General features: G+C 61.2%; 18 protein-coding genes and 4 pseudogenes. 10 read left to right on the top strand and 12 right to left on the bottom strand.

Annotation, left to right across the window (positions count from 1 at the left end; all coding sequences use genetic code 11):
* Positions 1-117 precede the first annotated feature (117 nt).
* On the top strand, positions 118-972 hold the full coding sequence (locus tag ACGLHR_RS26385; protein WP_400097033.1) for a helix-turn-helix transcriptional regulator: 855 nt from the start codon (positions 118-120) through the stop codon (positions 970-972).
* Between the two features lie 27 nt (positions 973-999).
* On the opposite strand, the gene ACGLHR_RS26380 is transcribed toward ACGLHR_RS26385, so the two are convergent.
* The 3 genes from ACGLHR_RS26380 to ACGLHR_RS26370 form a co-directional block, all read right to left on the bottom strand.
* Positions 1,000-2,148 (bottom strand): acetamidase/formamidase family protein, encoded by a 1,149-nt coding sequence (locus tag ACGLHR_RS26380; RefSeq protein WP_400097032.1) that lies wholly within the window; start codon positions 2,146-2,148, stop codon positions 1,000-1,002.
* A gap of 64 nt (positions 2,149-2,212) precedes the next feature.
* Entirely contained in the window at positions 2,213-2,806 is a 594-nt protein-coding gene (locus ACGLHR_RS26375; protein WP_400097091.1) for a c-type cytochrome, read from the bottom strand.
* A gap of 83 nt (positions 2,807-2,889) precedes the next feature.
* Complete coding sequence (locus ACGLHR_RS26370) at positions 2,890-3,912, bottom strand: Bug family tripartite tricarboxylate transporter substrate binding protein (RefSeq protein WP_400097030.1); 1,023 nt, start codon at positions 3,910-3,912, stop codon at positions 2,890-2,892.
* Positions 3,913-4,155: 243 nt separating this feature from the next.
* Here ACGLHR_RS26370 and ACGLHR_RS26365 point away from each other — a divergent pair, with 243 nt between their 5' ends.
* On the top strand, positions 4,156-4,929 hold the full coding sequence (locus ACGLHR_RS26365; RefSeq protein WP_400097029.1) for an alpha/beta fold hydrolase: 774 nt from the start codon (positions 4,156-4,158) through the stop codon (positions 4,927-4,929).
* Positions 4,930-4,995: 66 nt separating this feature from the next.
* Here ACGLHR_RS26365 and ACGLHR_RS26360 read toward each other — a convergent pair whose 3' ends face one another.
* The 3 genes from ACGLHR_RS26360 to ACGLHR_RS26350 form a co-directional block, all read right to left on the bottom strand.
* Positions 4,996-5,502 (bottom strand): heme-binding protein, encoded by a 507-nt coding sequence (locus ACGLHR_RS26360; RefSeq protein WP_400097027.1) that lies wholly within the window; start codon positions 5,500-5,502, stop codon positions 4,996-4,998.
* Positions 5,503-5,670: 168 nt separating this feature from the next.
* Positions 5,671-6,708: a porin gene (locus tag ACGLHR_RS26355; protein WP_400097025.1), complete on the bottom strand. Its 1,038-nt coding sequence runs from the start codon at positions 6,706-6,708 to the stop codon at positions 5,671-5,673.
* Positions 6,709-7,036: 328 nt separating this feature from the next.
* Entirely contained in the window at positions 7,037-7,177 is a 141-nt protein-coding gene (locus ACGLHR_RS26350; protein WP_267603282.1) for a hypothetical protein, read from the bottom strand.
* Positions 7,178-7,917: 740 nt separating this feature from the next.
* On the opposite strand from ACGLHR_RS26350, the gene ACGLHR_RS26345 reads away from it, so the two are divergent.
* The 5 genes from ACGLHR_RS26345 (at position 7,918) to ACGLHR_RS26325 (ending at position 14,741) form a co-directional block, all read left to right on the top strand.
* Positions 7,918-8,847, top strand: coding sequence for a helix-turn-helix domain-containing protein (locus ACGLHR_RS26345; protein ID WP_400097022.1), 930 nt, complete (start codon positions 7,918-7,920; stop codon positions 8,845-8,847).
* A gap of 620 nt (positions 8,848-9,467) precedes the next feature.
* Positions 9,468-9,656 carry a hypothetical protein gene (locus ACGLHR_RS26340; RefSeq protein WP_400097020.1) on the top strand — a complete coding sequence of 63 codons (189 nt, stop codon included), beginning with the start codon at positions 9,468-9,470 and terminating at the stop codon, positions 9,654-9,656.
* A complete protein-coding gene (locus ACGLHR_RS26335; RefSeq protein ID WP_400097018.1) occupies positions 9,653-11,182 on the top strand; it encodes an ATP-binding protein in 1,530 nt (509 codons plus the stop codon). Before ACGLHR_RS26340 ends, ACGLHR_RS26335 begins: the two co-directional genes overlap by 4 nt.
* Before the next feature lie 649 nt (positions 11,183-11,831).
* Positions 11,832-13,895: a GAF domain-containing protein gene (locus ACGLHR_RS26330; RefSeq protein WP_400097089.1), complete on the top strand. Its 2,064-nt coding sequence runs from the start codon at positions 11,832-11,834 to the stop codon at positions 13,893-13,895.
* Positions 13,896-13,925: 30 nt separating this feature from the next.
* A complete protein-coding gene (locus ACGLHR_RS26325; protein WP_400097017.1) occupies positions 13,926-14,741 on the top strand; it encodes a sensor histidine kinase in 816 nt (271 codons plus the stop codon).
* A 41-nt stretch (positions 14,742-14,782) separates the two neighbouring features.
* Here ACGLHR_RS26325 and ACGLHR_RS26320 read toward each other — a convergent pair.
* The 3 genes and pseudogenes from ACGLHR_RS26320 to ACGLHR_RS26310 all read right to left on the bottom strand — a co-directional run.
* Positions 14,783-15,598, bottom strand: a pseudogene (locus ACGLHR_RS26320) (peroxidase family protein); the annotation flags it as partial.
* A 16-nt stretch (positions 15,599-15,614) separates the two neighbouring features.
* Positions 15,615-15,812, bottom strand: coding sequence for a hypothetical protein (locus tag ACGLHR_RS26315; protein ID WP_400097015.1), 198 nt, complete (start codon positions 15,810-15,812; stop codon positions 15,615-15,617).
* Positions 15,813-15,870: 58 nt separating this feature from the next.
* A pseudogene (locus ACGLHR_RS26310) lies at positions 15,871-16,053 on the bottom strand (amidohydrolase family protein); the annotation flags it as partial.
* Positions 16,054-16,325: 272 nt separating this feature from the next.
* On the opposite strand from ACGLHR_RS26310, the gene ACGLHR_RS26305 reads away from it, so the two are divergent.
* The 3 genes from ACGLHR_RS26305 (at position 16,326) to ACGLHR_RS26295 (ending at position 19,650) form a co-directional block, all read left to right on the top strand.
* A complete protein-coding gene (locus ACGLHR_RS26305) occupies positions 16,326-17,528 on the top strand; it encodes an MFS transporter (protein WP_400097013.1) in 1,203 nt (400 codons plus the stop codon).
* Between the two features lie 40 nt (positions 17,529-17,568).
* Positions 17,569-18,681: an alkene reductase gene (locus tag ACGLHR_RS26300; protein WP_318235126.1), complete on the top strand. Its 1,113-nt coding sequence runs from the start codon at positions 17,569-17,571 to the stop codon at positions 18,679-18,681.
* Positions 18,682-18,951: 270 nt separating this feature from the next.
* The gene (locus tag ACGLHR_RS26295; protein ID WP_318235125.1) at positions 18,952-19,650 is read left to right on the top strand and encodes a hydrolase; all 699 of its coding nucleotides are present in this window, start codon (positions 18,952-18,954) and stop codon (positions 19,648-19,650) included.
* Positions 19,651-19,810: 160 nt separating this feature from the next.
* On the opposite strand, the pseudogene ACGLHR_RS26290 reads toward ACGLHR_RS26295, so the two are convergent.
* From ACGLHR_RS26290 to ACGLHR_RS26280, 3 genes and pseudogenes are all read right to left on the bottom strand, one after another.
* Positions 19,811-19,994, bottom strand: a pseudogene (locus ACGLHR_RS26290) (zinc-binding dehydrogenase); the annotation flags it as partial.
* Between the two features lie 38 nt (positions 19,995-20,032).
* Positions 20,033-20,563, bottom strand: a complete 531-nt coding sequence (locus tag ACGLHR_RS26285; RefSeq protein WP_400097010.1) for an alpha/beta fold hydrolase — start codon at positions 20,561-20,563, stop codon at positions 20,033-20,035.
* Positions 20,564-20,574: 11 nt separating this feature from the next.
* Positions 20,575-20,841: pseudogene (locus tag ACGLHR_RS26280) on the bottom strand (LysR substrate-binding domain-containing protein); the annotation flags it as partial.
* Positions 20,842-20,915 lie beyond the last annotated feature (74 nt).

The raw sequence follows: 20,915 nt of genomic DNA, 5'->3' as shown, positions 1-20,915 counted from the left end.
TCGACGGTTAAACTTTAAACGCACACTAAATTATCAGCATAACCAAAGCATCCCCCCGGTTACCCAATCGTCCCAAGATGGCGAAGGCACACCAACGAGGATTCAGGAGACACATCAATGGCCAAGGACCGGCTCATTCGCATCGTTCATGGCAGTTTCGGACGCGCCACGCTTCATCTGATCGAAGAGGCGCTTGTCGCACACGCTCACGCCGAGTTTCATCTGATTTTCAAGCTGGGCGGCTCGGACGCTCTCTTCAAGGTGGACGACAGCACGGTCACGGTGTCTGACGACCGCGCACTGCTGATCAATCCATGGTCGACACACGCCAAACTGGATCAAGGCCCCGAACGGTCCCTCCTGCTGGCGCTCCTGCTCGACCCCGGCTGGCTTGGAACCACCCTGGATATTGAGAACGCAGCAACCGGTCTGCAGTTCAGGGAGCTCGCCGCTGGAGTGGATGGCGAGATAGCGACGGCACTCGCCGCGCTCAGCGGCTGCCTCACGCACGGTGAAACCAATGCGACCACAAGCTGCGAGGAGGCCGTGGCCCAACTGGTAAGAGCAATCTCGGCACGATATGCCAAGCTTCGTTCCATGACCGAGATCCTGGCCACATCAAAGCCGCTTGACTATCGAATCAAACGCGCGGCGGAGTTCATTCGGAACCATGCATGGGAGAACCCGAATGTAGAAACCGTGGCGAATGCAGTGGGCATGTCGCGAAGCCGTCTGTTTGATCAGTTCAAGGCTTGCATGGGGATCTCGCCCCAGCAGTACCTCGACTGGGTTCGCGTGGGCCTTGCCACCCGGCTGCTGACAGAGCGTCACACGAGCATCGGCGAAGTTTCGCACCAGCTGGGCTTTAGCGCACAAAGCCACTTCACGCGCTTCTTCGTCCAGCATCTGGGGATCAGCCCGTCGGAATTCCGTCGTACGGGCATTGTCGCTGGCGTGCAGTCCGGGCAGTAGTGCACGCCAGCCATCTGCAACAGGCTGTCAGGATCGCAGTGAATCCGAGATCTTCTGCCTGATTCGGGGTTCGAACACGGATTTCGGAAGCATCCCATGCACGGTCTTGGCCGGGATGGAAGTGTAATTGCTAGCCGTCTGGTTCGAATACTGGGTAATCCGGAAGTTCGCGGCGATACTGGCGAGCGAGTAGACATCCTGCGTGTCCATGCCGGAAGCTTCGCTCAACCAGCTGATCATGTGTCGCAAACACGCCGTCAGGGCATCATCCAGGTTCTTGCCGAATCCCAACGCAATCCAATGTGAAGGCGTCTCTGCCATTGGCAGGGCGAGGGCATTTCGCTTGTGCAGAAAGTATTGGATCTGCATGTCCTCCATCGCGGTTTCAATCGCAGTCTGATTGACTACGCCATCGCCTTGCGCCGCATGAGAGTCTCCTGTCCAGACCATCCCGCCCGGGCGCTGCACCGGCAAAAACAACGAGGTTCCCTCGACGAGTTCTCGCAACACCAGGTTGCCGCCATACGGTCCGCTGAGGATACCGCTGACGGGCTCGTCTGAAGCGGGCTGGACTGCCATGACGCCTTGAAACGGGGCGAGCCTGATACGAATGCCCGGCGCGAATTCTGTGTACTTGCGCGACTCGTCAAACTCAAAGTAGCGCAGGTATGGTTTGCTAAAGTCGTTCGGCAGCGCGCCTACCCCTTTGGGCGCCGAGTTCCAGCCCCACCCAATCGGGCGCAACCGGACCATGTGACATTCAATCACGTCTCCAGGCATGGCCCCCTTGACTTCGACCGGACCAATGTTCGAGTAGGGTCCTTGCGGAAACCGCTTGCGCACGGGTTCCCGCTCCTCAAAGCTCATGCCGTACCTGGCGCCATTGGCCCAGTTCACCCAGGTATTCGGGTATGCGACCAGATCACCCGATTCGACTGTTGCTACTGGCGCGACCTTCGGATCCAGTATGCCGACTCTCACGGTCTCCGATGTCGAAACGATACGATGAATCCTGCCTGGCTTGCGTACCGGAAGTGGGGAACCAACCGCATTGTCCGCCAACGCATTTCCCTCGGGCGGCGCTGTGACGGATGCCTGGGCCATTGTCTTTGCCGATCCCACACCGATTCCTGCGACGGCTGCCGCCTTCAGTAGTTGCCTTCTGTCGATCAACATCTTTTGTGCTCCTCCTTCTGAGAATCTGAATCTCTGGTTTTCACCTGATCGCCGGCTTTCCGGCTCATTGAAGTTGCGCGACGTACTGAGCAACAGCCTCGATCTCTCCATCGCTCATCAATGGCACGATCAGGCTCATCAACTTCCCCGGTCCGCCTCGCAAGCCCGTCCTCCATGCATGCAGCTGCTTCTCCACGTACTCGGATTGCTGACCACCGATCCTCGGAAAATCGGGAGCAATACCCTCACCGCCGGGCCGATGGCAAGAGACACACGCCGGCAATCCATTTGCTGGATTACCCTTCCAATAGATCACGCGACCAGGCTCGACAAGGTCCGCTGAGACTGGTTGGCTTCGTGCTGGCGGCCGATGACTGAAATAGCGGGCGAGATTCTGCATTTCATTGTCATTAAAGGGTTCCATCACTGCGCGCATCACTTCGTTGTTACGTAGCGGCTTCTCACCAGCGGTCCCCTTGAATTGCCGCATCTGCTTAAGCAGATAGTCCGCATTCTGTCCCGCGAGGCTGGGATACGCCCCTTGGTTGCTTTGACCGCCGACGCCGTGGCACGCCGCACATATCTCTGCAACACGCCGTGCATCCGACAGGTCCCGTGCTCCGGATTCAGGTTCACCCCGGGCCTGTGAGATGAGCACAAGCAAGGCCGCGATCAAGGCAGCGTGGGTTCGGCGTGTCGGACGGCGTCTCACAATGATGTCCCCTCGGAAGATTGACTGGCTCAATTCAGATAGGCGCCCGTTTTGGCGACAATTCCCCTGGCGCGCTCGGTCTCGCTGGACAAGCGACTGGATAAGGCGTTGGAGCCAGACTGGCTGAAAGTGATGTCCACACTCAGTTCAGCCATGTATTTGCGAACTTCAGGATCATTCATGACGTTCCTGGTTGCGTCGCGCAACCGTTCTATGACCGGCGCGGGAGTACCCTTGGGCGCGAACAATCCATACCAGACCGTGATGTCGTAACCCGGGATGGCTTCGGCAATCGTCGGCACATCAGGCATGGACTTCAGGCGACTTGGTGTCCCGACTGCGAGCAGCCGCAACTTGCCGGACTTCACATGCGGCATGTACTCCAGCAACGGGCCGGTTGCCAGATCAATGTGGCCTGCAATCATGTCATTGATGGTTGGACCGCTACCCTTGTACGGAATATTGGTGATGTCCACGCCAGCCATCGTCTTGATCATCTCGAGCGGGTAGCTCGTGGGTCCTCCGTAATTCACCTTGCCTGGATTTGCCTTGGCAAACGCAATCAGCTCGGGAACAGACTTGTATGGCGTGTGTGGATTGGTCACCAGTACCAGCGGAGATTCCCCAAGCGGGGCCACGGGTGTCAGATCACGCGTGACGTTATATGGAAGCTTCCTGTAGAAGGCGGCGTTGACCGCATGAATGCTGTTGAGAATTCCAATCGTCTGCCCGTCTGGTGCGGCTCGCACGATTGCCTCGGCACCGATGTTTCCACTTGCGCCGGGCCTGTTCTCAACCACGACGGGTTGGCCGAGCACATTCGACAACCGCTGCGCCAGCGTTCTGGCCAGCACGTCATTGATGCCGGCTGGAGGGAAGGGAACGATGAAGGTAACGGGCTTTGCAGGCTTCCAGCTTGCCGACGCAGGTTCGGCCGCTGATGCCGCGCTCTCACTGCCAGGCAGGACTCCGAGCATTGCGGCGGCCAGACTTGCAAGTATGGCTAGCCTGGCTGATGCCACCCGAAGCGCCGGGGTATTAAGACTCAACATATGATCATGTCTCCTTGATTTCGTGATGCCAGTACGCACCGGTTACGTCTTGCTCCCTACTTTACCGATCCGACGGAATGGCGTTTTCCTTACCGACTAGCCATTTACCAGGAAGTCCATCATTTTTGCCTGGCAGGCTGTCCCGGACATTTACCGAATCCTCCGCAAAATGCGTCGGGTGCGATCGCATGCAACGACTCCTGGTGCAGGATTGAGATCCGTCCATCAAGAAAGGGAAGATAAATGGATACGAAAGACCTCGTTTTAGTTGGCCATGGACCCATACATGTCATCGCCTTGCATGGCTGGTTTGGTCATGCGCGAAGCTGGGGAAACTTTCCAGGTGAAATCGATGTGGAGACCTTCACCTATGCTTTCATCGACTATCGGGGCTATGGATCCCGTCGCGATCGTGAAGGCACCTTCAGCATTGGCGAAATTGCCAAGGACACGTTGGCCCTTGCAGATGGGCTTGGATGGGACCGCTTCGCATTGCTCGGCCATTCGATGGGTGGGAAGGCCATGCAGGCCGTCTCCGTCCTTGCCCCCGAGCGCATTACGGCAATGGTGGGTATCACACCTGTTCCACCGACACCTGTCGAGTTCGATGCTTCCACGCGAACGCTGTTCGAGAGCGCCGCCCGCAGCGTGGAAGCCAGAATCGGGATCATCGATACCACCACGGGTAACCGGCTTGGGCGGGCATGGCTCGCGCGAATGGCACAGGATTCCATCGAGCACTCCGAGGTCGCGGCGTTTGCCGCCTACTTTCAGGCATGGGCAGACACCGACCTGTCGGGGCGAATTGCGGGCATCGAAATTCCCACACTGGTGCTGGTCGGGGAACATGATCCGTCGCTGACCGCGGCGTTAATGGAAGAGACCTACGGCAGGTTGTTTCTGAATGCGGAAATCGAGGTCATTGGTAATGCGGGTCACTACCCCATGAACGAAGCGCCAGTCGATTTGGCCACGCGAGTCGAGGGCTTTCTTGCCGGTTTGGCTGGCAGGATCTGAGGCGAGAAGCGCCGGCCACTGAACGGCCGGCGACTTACCCGAAGACGGGATTCGCAACGTCTGCCCCTATGGGGTTTCCGTTGCACCGATCGCGGCGATGCCACGCCTGCCCGCCTCCTCGTCCATGTCTGACGGCCCCCCGCTGACGCCAACAGCACCAGCCAATTGACCGCCGATATAGATCCCGAGCGAGCCTTGCGACGGAAAAAGAGGACCACCATAGACGAGGGAACTCATCTGCCCGAAGACAATAGGATTGGCTCGATAGCGCTGGGCCAGTTCGGCACCAGATGCTCCGCCGGTGGCCGCTGTCGCCAACGCCTTGCCGCGAGCGACATCGAATGTCGCAAACGGGGCTCCGTCCATCCGCACGCCAGTCACGAAGTGGCCTGCGGCATCCACGACGACAATGCTGACGGGTGTCTTCTTCTGCCCGGCGAACTGCGCCGCGGCACTAACGAGATGACTGGCTGTTTCCAGGCCAAGTCCCTTTCCTTGTACTGCTTGCTCTGCGCAAGCCGGAAGGGAGCCGCACAGCTGCAATGCAGCCGCCACCAGCACTAGGTATCGCATCGTTCGTCTTCCCCAACGGGCAAGGCTGCAGAAGGGAGCAGCCGACCAGCATAAGAACTCGCAAAGGCCGAATGGGCGGCTGCAGGAGGTATCGCCCAGTCGGCCACGCCAGGGCAAACTATCGCCCCAGCTGCGAACAGTGTTTTATCAGATCGTCCAATCTTTGCATCAGAACAGTTGGCGCATGCCAAACATCACGCCCTGCGGGTTGGATGCACCAGCGGGTGAAACGTCATTGGGGAAGTTTGAGAACGTGTAGTTGGCCTGACCCTTGTTCCAGATCTTGCTGGCATTTGCGTATAGTGTCGTGCGCTTGGACAGATTATGTTGGTAGCCCAGGGATGCCTGGTCGCCCCGGTTCGACGTACCAACCGTGCGCTGCATGCCATACGCCAGCAGCACCAGCCCGCTTGGACCCACAGGTACGGAAACGCCGACATGGTAGCCGCGGTCCTTGATCGTAGCCTGCCCCGGATTCCAACGTGTTGCCTGACGCCCGTTTACGAATACTTTCAACCACGGGAACTCATACGTTCCCCCGATTGCACGCTCGTCCCGATCGGCATCCGCGACGCCGCTCTCATAGGCCAGGCCGAGCCAGAGCGGCCCTCTGCCATAGGTAAGTCCCACCGCCTTCAGCCAGTCAGCGTCGCGCGGTGGCGCCGTGCGCTCGGCCCCGAGCGAATAAATCAGACTAGCTTGAAAGCCCGCCAGGTCGGGGCTCTCATACCGGATGGAATTGTCGGCGCGGGCAGTAAGGCTACTGCCCGCGGGGCCGCTGTTCTGCAAACGCCCAAGCGGGCCATACGGCGAGAAGCCAAAGGCTGACGCCTGCCCCTCGATGTAGTAGATAGGGGTATTCTGCCGGCCCAATGTCACCGCCCCCCACTGCGTGCTGCTCAGGCCTACCCAGGCCTGCCGGCCAAACAGCCGGCCACCTTGTTGCACGGTACCCGAGTCCAACGCGAGCCCGGTCTCCAGCGTAAACACGGCAGACACGCCGGAACCCAGATCCTCCTTGCCACGCAAGCCCCAGCGGGATTGGTAAAGGCCGCCGTCCTCCACGCGCGCGGCGTGCTTACCGCCAGACTTGACGTACTCAATGTACTGATCGGCCACGCCATAGAGTGTGACTCCGCTCTGTGCGCTTGCCAAACCCGGCGTGACAGCTGCTGCCGCCAACAAAAATGCTCCCAGCTTCTTCATGCTCTCTCCTTGTCCCATCCACCGTGCGCAGCGGTGTGGTAGTTCGCGCGGTCAATTGCCGCGCTGCAAGGGTACGAGCAAGAAGAAAGGAAGTATTAACCCAATCGTCCCGCCAATTGCAGTCAAGTCCGGAAAGGCGCTGGGGCACGCAAGAAGCCCAGCGAAGACGTTAGTTGCGTTTTTCGCAAGCAGTGTGACACCGGTTGGTGAACGGCCAATCTCGACTCCGGCTCTGGGGCGGCGCCCGGCACTTTTTGGCAAGCAAATCCCCCCCGCAGACCGCAAGGACCCGCGAAGAGCAAGCAGGTGCGGCCTTCAGGGCCGCACGCTAGAGATTTTTGCTCAGCTCATAGTTATACGGATCGCTCGAGAATCGTTGCGATTGTTCGGCGCTTACAACATGACTTGCACAGCCCAGCACGCCAAGAGTCAGTGCGCTGAGAATCGCTGCCGCGAGAATTCTTGTCATGATTTTCCTCGGCCGGGGAGTGCCCTTGCGGGCGGGAGTTCCGAACTTAATTCTAGTTGTTGCCGTTCCTGATGCGACGCCGCCTGCTGGGCCTGCGCAATGCACTGCCGCGCCGCATGCATCGCTTGCACCGGTGCATGCGCCGGTCATCGAGCGCCGAACCAGGTGCACCGTCAGTCACTCCCAGGATCGTCGCCAGGACGCTGATCGCATGATCGTACGGTTAGCGGGGGGGGGGGGAAGCCCTCCCCCGCTGACATCCCCCGCAGCCTTGGCAGACTCCCTGCCGGGTCGCAGGGCTTAGGGCGTTCTACACCAAAGCGCCAGATTTCTGCATACAGCAGCCAGGGCTGTCATTGATCAGCCCTGCAGATGCCAATTGGGTGATTGGATTTCGTCGCGATGACGCTGCACACGCTCGGTTACTTCCCAGATTTGCGCCGATTGGCAGAATTGTTGCCGGAATCCCGCAAGCCACACCAATAAATTGCGTCAAACCCGAATTACCCCAGTTGGGTACAGACATCCTTGTACGCTGCGGCCCGGATGCCTGCCCGCCCTGCCGCATCGCCCCGGTGACAATGTATGCAGAACAAGCATGCCGGTGATAGTATCCACGTCCAGAGCGTTTCCTGATTGCTGACGACCCGCAAATCGATAGCCAGCCGGCATCGATGCATTGTTAGTAAAGCCAGACGCCTTGTCGTGTCTGACTTGGTGCAATGACCTGGACTCTCCGCATGCGATTGCCCATTTCCAACCAAGAATCTGCCGAGCGGGCCATACAGCGCGACTCATTGGGCTGCATGGCGCAAGCATTGCTCCACGATCAGGCGCTCGCTGCCGGAGATCTTTGCTTTTTTCGCAAAAGCTCGGCGGTCGAGCACGTAAGTCAGGTGGTGACGCCAGCTTCCGGACGTGGATTTCTGGCAGGCGTGTCGCTGATGGATGGGCATCGCCGACGCATCTTCCATCAGAATCGCGCAAGCACGCATGCGTTTGAAGCAGGCTCCATTTACTTGCGCAACTTCCAGGATGACTACAAGGCCGATCTCTCCGGCACCTTCGATTTCGTACTGATCGAACTCCCCTCCCTGTTCATCGAGCGGACAGCCCTGGAATTGGGCTGCCCCGCAAGTATCGAGTTGCGTCACGCCGCGGCGCTGCGCGACCCTGTGCTGGCGCATCTCGCCCAGGCACTCCTGCCGGCTCTCGAAGGCGCTCACGGTGCAAGCCGATTGTTTATCGATCAACTCGGACACGCGATCGGAACACATCTGGTCGAGTATTATGGAGCTGTCAACCCCGGGCGCATTCGCCCAATGGGCCGGCTTTCTTCCCGCATACTGGCGCGGGCGCAAGAGTATCTCGCCGCACGGCTGGACGACAGCACCGTGTCCATTGCCGAAGTCGCCGATGCCTGTCAATTGTCCCGAAGCCATTTTTCGCGGGCGTTTCGCCAGAGTACTGGCAAGACGCCGCATGAATGGCTGCTGGAGCGTCGCCTCGAGCGCGCGGCGGCGCTCCTTAGCACCACGGAGCTTCCGATCGCAGGTGTCGCCGCTTCATGTGGCTTTGCCGATCAAAGTCATCTCACGCGCAGCTTCTCCAAGAGTCTTGGCCTGACACCGGGTAACTGGCGACGCACGCAGCAGGACCTGGTGCCCTGATTTTCCCCTCTGGGCTCCATTACCGCTGTCTTGCGCACAATAGAACAAGGAAGAGCACAGAAATTCAAGCCAGCGGGCTGGCACCCCACGTACATTGCCGTTGACGCGGCGTTCCTCCGGCACTGAGTAGATTCGGCTGGCGCGCGTCACGCATGCCAAGGGGAGGGCCAAGCATGACTGCGATGCTAGCGACGTTCGCCCGGGTCCTCGCCATTGCTGGAAGCATGGGGGCACGAGCCGCACGAGAGTGCCACATCCATTCCGTCTGCAACCATCTATTCAGCGCCGCCCGCCTCGAAAGCAAACCTTCTGCCGCAGGCTATCCGGCGCACCGTGGCGGCATGCCCGCATCTGCTACCGAACTAAAGGTGGGGCACGGCAGATGAAGCCATCGTTCCGTTTCTGCGCCGAGGGGGATGTCCGTTCCCGGGTCCTGTGGAAGGATAGCGACCGCGTTCTCGGCCGCTGGATCATCGAACTCGACGGCCAGCAAACGCCTGTTCTGGCGGGTCTGGCCCGCTACCGAGCGCCCGACTTCCTCCAATCTCTCCCGCCTCACGCACGAATATGGGCTGAAGGAGGAGTTGGATGGGACATGGGCGGCCCGACCGCTGGAGCTTGTGTGCGAAAACGGTCACACAGCACTGCTGCTCGAGGACCTTGGTGGCGAGCCGCTAGCCGGGCTGCTGGGTTCTCCCATGGAGTTGGGCCGCTTCCTGCGCCTGGCCATCAGCATCGCCGCGGCCCTGAGCCAGCTCCATCGGCGACGCCTGATTCACAAGGACCTCAGCCAGCCCACATCCTGGTGAACGATAACCTTGGGTCGGCCCGGCTCACCGGCTTCGGCCTTGCCTCGCGCCTGGCACGCGAGCGCCACGCACCAGGTCCGGCCGAGGAGATTACCGGCACGCTGGCCTATATGGCCCCCGAGCAAACCGGGCGCATGAACCGGCCGATCGATGCCCGCAGCGACCTTTATGCATTCGGCGTCACCCTTTATCAAATGCTGACTGGCGTATTGCCATTCGCTACCGACGACCCGATGGGCCTGGTGCACTGCCACCTGGCCCGGCAACCGATGCCGCCAGTGCAGCGGATACCGGGTATCCCGGAGTTGCTCTCCGACCTGGTGCTGAGGCTGCTTGCCAAACCAGCAGAGGAACGCTACCAGACGGCGGCAGGGCTGGAAGCTGACCTGCGGCGCTGTCAGGTTGAATGGGAGAACCGGAGCCGCATTGATGCGTTCCCGCTTGGCGCGCATGACGTGCCCGAGCGGCCGATGACCCCGTCGCGGCTCCATGGACGTGAGCGCGAAATACAGGCGTTACTTGCTGCCTATGATCGGGTAATGGCAGACAGCGCGCCGGAGCTTGTGCTGGTTTCGGGGTATTCCGGGATCGGCAAGACTTCGGTCGTACATGAATTGCGCCAGGCCGTGGTATCCCGTTGTGGACTTTTTGCATCGGGCAAGTTCGATCAATTCAAGCGAGACATCCCCTATGCCACGCTGGCACAGGTGCTGCAGAACCTGATTCTCCCACTGCTGGGCAAGAGCGAGGCAGAGCTCGAGCCATGGCGCCAGGCACTGGACACGGCGCTGGGGCCGAATGGCGCACTACTGGCGCCCCTCATTCCAGAACTCGAGTTGATCCTGGGGCCGCAGCCGCCTGTAGCAGCCTTGCCGCCAAGGGACACGCAACATCGCCTCCATCAGGTATTCCAGTGCCTGCTCGGCGTCTTTGCCCGGGCCGAGCACCCCCTGGTGCTCTTTCTCGACGATCTGCAGTGGCTGGATACGGGAACGCTCGATCTGCTCGCATACCTCGCGACTCAATCAGAGATGCGCCATCTGCTGCTCGTCGGCGCCTATCGTAGCAATGAGGTAAAGCCCAGCCATCCGTTGCTACAGCGATTGTCGGCCATACGCCAGGCCGGTGGGCAGGTGCGTGACATCAAGCTTGCCCCGCTTGGGGTGACCGACGTCGGCCGGCTAATCGCCGATGCCCTACGCTGCCCGCCGGCGCGCGTTGCTGCCCTGGCTGGTCTCGTACAGGCCAAGACCGCTGGCAATCCGTTCTTCGCCGTACAGTTCCTCACGGCCCTGGCGGACGAGGAGTTGCTCGCCTTCGATCAACGGGTCGCGGGCTGGTCCTGGGACCTTGAGCAGATTTCTGGCCAAGGGGTTCACCGAAAATGTGGCAGACCTCATGCTCAGCAAACTGGGGCGCCTTCCAGAGGGGACACGGGATGCACTGCAACTGTTGGCCTGTCTTGGCAACGAGGCCGCGACCGCGCTGCTGACGATAGTTCATGGAGGAGACCAGACTCTCCTTGAGGAAGCGCTTTGGCCGGCGATTCACGCTGGGCTCGTGGTGCGCCAGGAGGGTACTTGCCGCTTCCAGCACGACCGCATCCAGGAGGCCGCCTACCGGCTGATCCCCGAGGGTGCGCGGCCGGCGGCACACCTTGAAATCGGCCGGCGACTGGCCGCGGGCACGCCGCCAGAGGCAGTCCCGGACCGCATCTTCGAGATCGTCGGCCAACTCAATCGCGGCGCCGCCCTGATTCACACTACCAGCGAGCGCGAGCAAGTGGCCGAGCTGAACCTGCTCGCTGGCGAACGCGCCAAGGCAGCAACAGCCTACGCCTCGGCGCTGAGCTGCCTTGCCGCCGGAGCTGCCCTCCTGCGGGGAGACGCCTGGAAGCGCCGACCCGAGCTGGCTTTTGCGCTCGATCTCCACCGCGCCGAATGTGAGTTCCTGACCGGCGCCTTGCCCGTGGCGCAAGCGCGCCTTGCCGACCTCGCGGATCGAGCCCGCAGCCTTCCTGACCTGGCTCACGTCACCCAGCTTCAACTGGAGCTGTTCCTGGCCTGCGGCCAACGCGCGCGCGCCGTCGACGTGGGCCTCGACTACCTGCGCCGTGCCGATATCCACTGTCCGGCACAACCGAGCAAGGAAGACGTGCTGCGTGAATACGGCCAGATGTGGCAGCTGATTGGCAACCGCCCCATCGAGGCGCTGCGCGACCTGCCACTGATGACGGATGAGGTCTCCAGGGGCACGATGGATGTCCTGACGGCGCTCATGCTGCCAGCCTGGTACACGAACGTTGACCTGGGCTCCCTCATCATCGGCCGGATGACCAACCTCAGTCTTGAACATGGCAACTGCGACGCATCGTGCCTGAACTATGCCTGGCTCGGCCTGCTCCTGGGACCGCAATCCGGCGACTACGATGCCGCATTCCGCTTCGGCCGTTTAGGCGTGGACCTGGTGGAGCAGCACGGACTGGACCGCTTCAAGGCCCGCGTCTACCAGGCGTTCGGGGGCCACGTCATGCAGTGGACTCGTCCGATTCGGACCGCGCGCAGCCTGGTGCAACGTGCTTTCGACGTGGCGAGCAAGCTCGGCGACCTCACCTATGCGTCCTTCGCGCGCAACAATCACATTACCCAGATGCTCGCCATTGGCGAGCCGCTCGCCGAGGTGCAGCGCGAAGCCGAGGCCATGATCGACTTTGCGTACAAGGCGAGGTTCAGCCTGGCTGTGGACAGGGTCACGCCCCAGCTCCAGTTGGCCCGCTCGCTGCGCGGACGAACTCCGGTCTTCGGTACATTGAATGATGCCGGCTTCCATGAGGAGTCATACGAGCGATATCTTGATGAGCCTCCGGGTCCCACGCTCGCCACCTGCTGGTACTGGGTCCGCAAGCTGCAGGCTCGCTATCTTGCAGGCGATTATGCAACCGCATTGGCGGCGGCAGATCGGGCGGAGCAGCTGCTGTGGACGTGTCCATCGTTCTTCGAGCAAGCGGAGTACCACTTCTACGCCGCGCTGGCGCGCGCCGCTCACGACATCCCGCTCGCGGAGCCAGAAAGGATCCGGCATATAAGGATCATCAGCGAGCACCATCGCCAACTCCTGCTCTGGGCGGAACATTGTCCGGAGAATTTCCAGACCCGCGCCGCATTGGTGGGTGCCGAGCTCGCACGCCTCGAAGATCGCGAAACCGATGCGATGAACCTCTACGAACAGGCGATCCGCAGCGCGCGAGACAGTGATTTCATCCATAACGAGGCGCTCGCTAACGAACTGGCAGCGCGCTTCTACGCTGTGCGGGGCTTTGAGAAGATCGCCAGGGTCTACCTGCAGGATGCCCGCCACGGCTATCTACGTTGGGGCGCCGACGGCAAGGTTCGGCAACTTGACGGGCTCCATCCACACCTTTGCGGCGAAGAGAGCGCGCCTGCGCCGACTGCGACGATTGGCCTGCCGCTGGAACGCCTGGACCTTGCTACGGTAATTGCCGTGTCCCAGGCGATCTCGGGCGAAGTGGTGCTGGACAAACTGCTCGACACGCTCATGCGCAGGGCGCTTGAACAGGCAGGCGCCGAGCGCGGAGTGCTGGTCCTTTCCCGAAGAACCGATCTGCGCGTCGTTGCCGAAGCCACAACCCGCGGCGATGCAGTCACCGTTCAACTGCTCGACGAGAGCGTTTCCGCGGCGGTGCTGCCTGTATCGATGCTTCACTATGTGCTGCGCGCCCGAGAAAACATCATCCTTGACAATGCGACTACCCAGAACGCGTTCGCTGACGATCCATACATCCAGCGGCGACACGCCCGTTCGATCCTGTGCCTGCCATTGCTGACTCAGGCCAAGCTGATTGGCGTACTCTACCTCGAGAACAACCTTGCCCCGCGCGTTTTTGCGCCGGCCCGGACCGCGGTACTGAAGCTGCTCGCATCGCAAGCTGCAACCGCGATCGAAAACGCCCATCTGTATCGCGATCTCGCACAACGCGAAGCGAAGTTCCAACGCCTGTTGGACGCCAACTTCATAGGCATCTTCATCTGGCACCTCGACGGCCGCATTCTTGAGGCCAACGACGCGTTCCTTCACATGCTTGGCTACCACCGCGACCATCTCGTATCGGCCAGGCTCAATTGGGCGGACCTGACGCCTCCGGAATGGCATGAGCGCGACACCAGGCTGGCGCAGGAGTTCAGGCTGACCGGGAGCGTGCCGCCGCCGTTCGAGAAGTAGTTCTACCGCAAGGATGGCAGCCGCGTACCCGTGCTGATTGGGTCCGCAAGCTTCGAAGAGAGCGAGGATCAGGGTGTCTCCTTCGTGCTCAACCTGACTGAACGCAAGCGCGCCGAAGAAGCTCTGCATCATGCGCAGGCCCAGCTTGCTCACGTCACGCGGGTAACAACGTTGAACGCACTGACAGCATCGATCGCCCACGAGGTCAACCAGCCACTGGCCACCATCATCACCAACGCCAATTCGGCTCTGCGCTGGCTCGCCCGCCAGCCTCCCGATCTTGGGGAAGTGCACGATGCGGTGGAGAGCATTGTCCAGGCCGGGCATCGCGCCGGCTCGGTGATCGGGGGGATGCGTGCACTGTTCAGGAAGACGACCGCTGTCAGTGTGGCGCTGGACTTGAACCGACTCATCGAAGAGACCAGAACCCTCGTCCACTGCGAGGTGATCCGTCATCAAATCCTGGTCCAGACCGATCTGGCCGCCGAGCTCCCGCAGGTCGTGGGAGATCGGGTGCAGTTGCAGCAAGTATTGCTAAACCTCTTGATGAACGGCATCGAGGCGATGAAGGACGTGACCGATCGCCCCCGGGTGCTGCTGATTCAGTCCCGGTGCGACGCGGCCGGAGCCGCCCTGGTCTCGGTTCACGATACAGGCATCGGGCTGAAACCACAGGCTGAGGACCGAATCTTCGACGGCTTTTATACAACGAAGACGGAAGGCCTGGGCATGGGTCTCACGATCTGCCGAATGATCGTCGAAGCGCACGTAGGCCGACTGTGGGCAAGCGCGAATGCGCCTTTCGGCTCCGTCTTTCAGTTCACCCTGCCACCCGCGCACAATTAGAGCGCCTGCGCGAGTGACAGGGATGACGAATCTTCCAATCGTCAAGCCAAGTCGAACCGATCAAGATTCATCACTTTGACCCATGCCGCGACAAAATCACGAATGAACTTCTCCGCGGCATCGTCGCTTGCGTAAACTTCAGCAGGCGCACGAAGCTGTGCATGCGAACCGAAGATCGGATCGACGCGCGTACCTGTCCATTTCCGCTCACCGGTCTTGCGGTCATATCCCTCGAACACCTCGCCGGAAGGCGAAAAGGGCCTCCATTGCGTCCGCATGTCGAGCAGGTTTCGATAGAAGTCATTGGTCAATGTTTCCGGCCGATCAGTCAGGACCCCGTGAGCCCCCTCCCCCGCGTGAACGTTCAGGACGCGCAACCCACCGATGAGAGCTGTCACCTCGGGCGCGGTCAGCGTCAGCAATTGCGCCTTGTCGATCAGTAGTGCCTCGGCAGGAATGCTGTTCTTCCCCTTGAGGTAGTTGCGGAATCCATCGGCAACCGGCTCGAGCGCATCGAAGGATTGCACGTCGGTCTGTTCCTGCGACGCGTCCATGCGTCCCGGCGAGAAAGGCACCGTCACCCGATGGCCAGCCCGTTCCGCCGCGAGCTCGATGCCCGTGCCACCGGCCAGCACGATCAGATCCGCCAAGGAGATCTTCCTGCTCCCCGACTGGGCGTCGTTGAATTCGGACTGGATGCCTTCCAGGACCTTCGGCACGTTCGCCAATTGCGAAGGCTGGTTGGCAGCCCATGCCTTTTGCGGCGCCAGACGGATGCGGGCACCGTTGGCCCCGCCCCGCTTGTCCGAGCCACGGAAGGTCGATGCCGATGCCCAGGCCGTCGACACCAGTTCGGCCTGCCTCTATGCCTGCCTAAGGGGCAGACTCGCCCTGGCGTACCTGCAAGGCCTGCTCGATGCACCGGATGATGTCTGTATCCTGAAACGGCTTTTTTAGAAAGCAAGCCGCGCCGGCTGCCATGGCACGTTCCTCGGATCCCTCTTCGGCAAAGCCCGTTATGAAAATGACCGGCTTGTCGAAGCCGCGCGCACGCAATCCGGACCACTTCAAGATCGCCGTCTACTTCCACTGCGGTGGTCTCAACCTACATCCGGCTGCGCTGACCCACACGAAAGTCGGATGAACCTTTTTTGTAGGCCAGGCGCACCGTGAGATGACCTTCCTTGTGCAGTGCTTCGATGACGCTGTAGTCCTCAGGGTAGTTCTGGTAGCCGGCGCCGGCATCGATCACGCCCGTCACGCCCAGGCGGTTCACCTCGCGCATGAAACGGCGCGTCGAGTTCTTCTGGAACGATCTCGCCGCCCAGCGGATTGGGCGTCGGGCGTGTCGGGCGCCACGGCGTTCAGTTCGTCGATGGCCTGTCGCCATCCCACCCACATGGAATGGTAAAGCGAGAGACCTGCGGCGTGGCGAGTGCTGCATTTATCGATCGAAAATCAAGCCTAATCGGGGCGGAGGCGTTGCGTGGCATGCAACGCTGACTTGCATCCCGTTGTGATTCAACTTGCGCTTTCCAGCGCCTAAGCTTCGGACATCGCAACCTGACACCCAAAGCCATAGCCATGGAAACCACAAGCTCCCCCGTCTTCAACAAGGTCGGCCATGCCGCGGCGCCGATGTCCAGTGCGTTGATCGCGCTGTTCTCGCTGTGCGCCGGCGTGCTGGTCGCCAACCTCTACTACGCCCAGCCGATCATCGAGCTCATTGCACCGGCCGTTGGCCTGTCCGCGCAAAGCGCCAGCGTGATCGTGTCGCTGACCCAGATCGGCTATGCCGTCGGCCTGTTCTTCCTGGTGCCGCTGGCCGACCTCCTCGAAAACCGTCGCCTGCTGACGATCAGCGGCGTAGCCGCAGCCATCAGTCTCGCGGGAGCCGCCACCTCGTCGCAGCCAGGCGTGTTCCTGCTGGTGTCGCTGCTGCTGGGCCTGAGCTCGGTCAGCGTGCAGATCCTGATTCCGCTCGCGGCACACCTTGCACCCGAATCGCTCCGCGGGCGTACCGTAGGAACGATCATGGGCGGCCTGCTGTCCGGCATCCTGCTGTCGCGCCCCCTGTCGAGCATGCTGGCCCAGTACTTCGGGTGGCGCGCGGTGTTCTACATCGCCTCCGCCATGACGCTGGCCACGGTGGCGATCATCACCACGACGCTGCCGCGCCGGGTGCCGGAGCATCGCACTACCTACGCCAACCTGCTGGCCTCGTTGTGGCATCTGTTCACGCGCTACCCGGTACTGCGTCAGAGGGCGCTGTACCAGGGGCTGCTGTTCGCCGCATTCAGCCTGTTCTGGACTGCAGTGCCGATGGAGCTGACGAGCCACTACGGCCTGTCGCAATCGCAGATCGGCATCTTCGCGCTGGTCGGGGCACTCGGCGCGGTGGCGGCTCCGATCGCTGGCCGGCTGGCTGACGCGGGGCACACACGCATCGCCTCATACGTTGCGATGATCGCGGCAGCCGTTAGTTTTATCCCGGGAATTGTCGGTGGCGCTGGCGGTCTGTATCTGCTCGCACTGACCGGCATCGTGCTCGACTTTGCCGTGCAGATGAACATGGTGCTGGGTCAACGTGCGATCTACGCACTCGATGCCAACAGCCGCGGCCGTCTGAACGCCCTGTACATGACGGCCATCTTTGCCGGTGGTGCGGTGGGGTCGGCGGTTGCCAGCGCGCTCTACACGCATATGGGCTGGGCCGGCGTCGTCGCGACTGGCAGTGGTCTCGCCCTGGTATCGCTGGGAGCCCTGGCGCTGGCTTCCCGACGCTAAGACCGTTCCTTATCGAAATCCGTCAACAGGAGTCCTTGTCATGACATCCCAACTGTTTGCTCCCATCAAGATCGGGCAATTGCATCTGAACCACCGGGTGGGCATGGCGCCGCTGACACGGTCGCGCGCAGGCCAGCCGGGCAATGTGCCCACCGCCATGAACGTGGAGTACTACCGGCAACGCGCCTCGGCCGCGCTGATCATTACCGAGGCCACACAGATCTCCCAACAAGGTCAGGGCTATGCGTGGACGCCCGGCATCCATACGACGGAGCAGATCGATGGCTGGCGCGCCGTGGCCGACGCCGTGCACGCCGAAGGCGGCAGGATCTTCCTGCAACTATGGCACGTGGGTCGCGTCTCCCACCCATCGTTCCAGCCCGGCGGCGCGCTGCCGGTAGCGCCCAGCGCGCTGCCGGTGCCCGGCAAGACGTTCATTGTCGACGCGGACGGCAACGGCGTGTGGGGCGAAATCCCGACGCCGCAGGCACTGACCGTCGAGGGCATCGCGCAGATCGTGCAGGACTACCGTCAGGCCGCGCGCAATGCCATCGACGCGGGCATGGACGGCGTGGAGATACATGCGGGGAATGGCTACCTGCTGGATCAATTCATCAACTCGGAAAGCAACCATCGCTCCGACGCCTACGGCGGCAGCATCGAGAACCGCGCGCGCCTGCTGCTCGAGGTAGTCGACGCCGTGACGGCGGAGATTGGCGCCGATCGCGTGGCCGTACGGCTTACGCCGATGGGCCGCTTCATGGGTATGGGCGATGACACCCCAGAAGCCACGTTCGGCTACATCGCGCTTCGTCTCAGCGACAGGTCGTTGGCGTATCTGCACCTGGTGGAGCCCGCGATGGTCGGCACGGTCAAGGACGAAGTCGCCGATCCGCGCTGGGACAGCATGATCCGCACGATGCGTGCGGCATTCCGGGGTGTGCTGATGCTGGCGGGCGGCTACGACGGCGCATCCGCGGAAAAGGCGATTGCCGACGGGCGTGCCGACATCATCGCATTCGGACGGCCGTTCATCGCCAATCCCGACCTGCCTCATCGAATCAGGACCTCGGCTGCGCTCAACACGCCGAATCCGGCCACGTTCTTCGGCGGAACAACCGTTGGCTACACCGATTATCCGGCACTTGTCTGAGCGCGGTGGGCGGCGGGAGCACGGATCATGCAGATGGTCCTTGTCACGCAGCGCCTGGCAGCGGCCATGCTTCATGCCAGTCTCCCGCCCGCATCCTCACCTCCGAAACATCAATTTTTTTGAACAACACTGACAATCATGACTGGCTTGTCGCGCACTTCCGATCGCTATAGTTCTGCACATGGACAGCGCGACAACGCCACCGAGCAAACAAAGCGCTGCCATTTCCAAACGCAAAATCATTGAATTATTTTCATCCGAGAGAGCACCATGTCGAACGCCAAGCTTGAAGTCCTGACCCCGCGCAACAGCCAATTGATCATCATCGACCACCAGCCCCAGATGGCCTTCGGTGTGCAGTCGATGGACCGCCAGACCATGAAGAACAACGTCGTGGGCCTGGCCAAGGCGGCGAAGATCTTCGAGGTGCCGACCACCATCACCACGGTCGAGTCTGAATCGTTCTCGGGCTACACCTACCCCGAACTGCTCGACGTCTTCCCCGGCAAACAAACGCTGGAGCGTACCTCAATGAACTCCTGGGACGACCAGAAGGTGCGCGACGCGCTGGCCGCCAATGGCCGCAAGAAAGTGGTGGTGGCCGGCCTGTGGACCGAGGTCTGCAACACCACGTTCGCGCTGTGCGCGATGCTGGAAGGTGACTACGAGATCTACATGGTGGCCGACGCTTCGGGCGGCACGACCAAGGAAGCGCATGACTACGCCATGCAGCGCATGGTCCAGGCAGGCGTGGTGCCCGTGACCTGGCAACAGGTCATGCTGGAGTGGCAACGCGACTGGAAGAACCGCGAAACGTACGACGAGGTAATGGCCGTGGCCAAGGAGCACTCGGGCGCCTATGGCATGGGCGTCGACTACGCCTACACGATGGTCCACAAGGCCGCGCAACGCACGGCAACCCCGCACGAATCGCTGGCGCCCGTGCACGCGCCGGTCATCGAACGCTGATTCAGGCGCACCGTCAGTCAATCCCGGGAGCACACAACATGAAACCAGCTCGAAGCGTGGTCAATGGCGCCCTGCTGCTTGGATGCTGGCTGGCGATCAGCACCTCAAGCGTAGCGGTGGCGGCGATTGTCGCACAGACGCTAATCACTTGATCGTACGGTCAGCGGGGGGAAGCCCTCCCCCGCTGATATCCCCTTGCACCTGACCTGGCGCGTGCTTGGGATCCATTGATTACCGAGTCCATCGTCAGAATGATCCTGCCGACATTGGCCGCCGACTCCAGTCGACGATGTGCATCCGCTGCGCGGGCCAAAGGAAACGCTATCCACAACCGGAACCAGGCGCCCGTCTCCTTCGAGCCGCTCGCCCGTATCGGAAGCGATCAGGTCTTCAGGAAACCGAGGATATCGGCATTGATCTCATGAACATGGGTCATGACGATGCCATGCGAGCCGCCCGGGTACACCTTCAGCGTTGCGTTCGGAATGAGCTTCACTGACTGCTGCGCGGAGATCTCGATTGGCACATTCTGGTCGTCGTCGCCGTGGAGAATCAGTGTCGGCACAGAAATCCTCTTCATGTCCCCGGTATAGTCGACCTCGGAGAATGCCCGAATGCAGTCGATCTGCCCCACGATGCCGCCAGACATGCCCTGCAACCAGAATGCGTCAACAGTGCCTTGGGGAACACTGGCGTTCGGACGATTGATACCAAGGAACGGGCCAGCGAGATCTTTGAAGAACTGCCCGCGATTGTCGGCCAGTGCCTTCCGGATTCCGTCAAATATTTCCATGGGCACGCCAGCGGTCGTGGGGGCTACCGAGCCGATCAGAATCACCTTCGCGACACGTCCGCCGCCATGACGACTGACGTAGCGCGCGATCTCGCCACCGCCGATCGAGTGCCCGACCAACGTTGCGTCCCGTGCTGCGGCGTGCCGTGATTGTCCAGATACGAAGGCGCGGCGCAAAAGAGGCGCCGCACAGGGAACAAACGCCGCTCGATCAGCGATTCGGAAATAGGCGCGATGATCTGAAATGCAACATCGAAACCCTCTTCTATGGGATCGACAACTCGATCATTGACGATCACATCGAGCTGGATGGCCGGATAGCGCCGATTGAATTCCGCCAGCGAGGCACCGAAGTGCCCGAGCGCAAAGCCGGGCAGCATCTGAATGCGCGGCCTCCCGAGTTCGACAGTTAGAAGTGTAAGTCTTTGATTTAATTGGGGCGGAGTGCAAAACGCTCCACTACAAGAGGGTC

The organism is Cupriavidus sp. CuC1, assembly GCF_044627735.1.
Lineage (GTDB): Bacteria > Pseudomonadota > Gammaproteobacteria > Burkholderiales > Burkholderiaceae > Cupriavidus > Cupriavidus ulmosensis.
The sequence above is the reverse complement of the archived record's forward strand: the minus strand, read 5'-3'. Positions and strand labels throughout refer to the sequence as shown.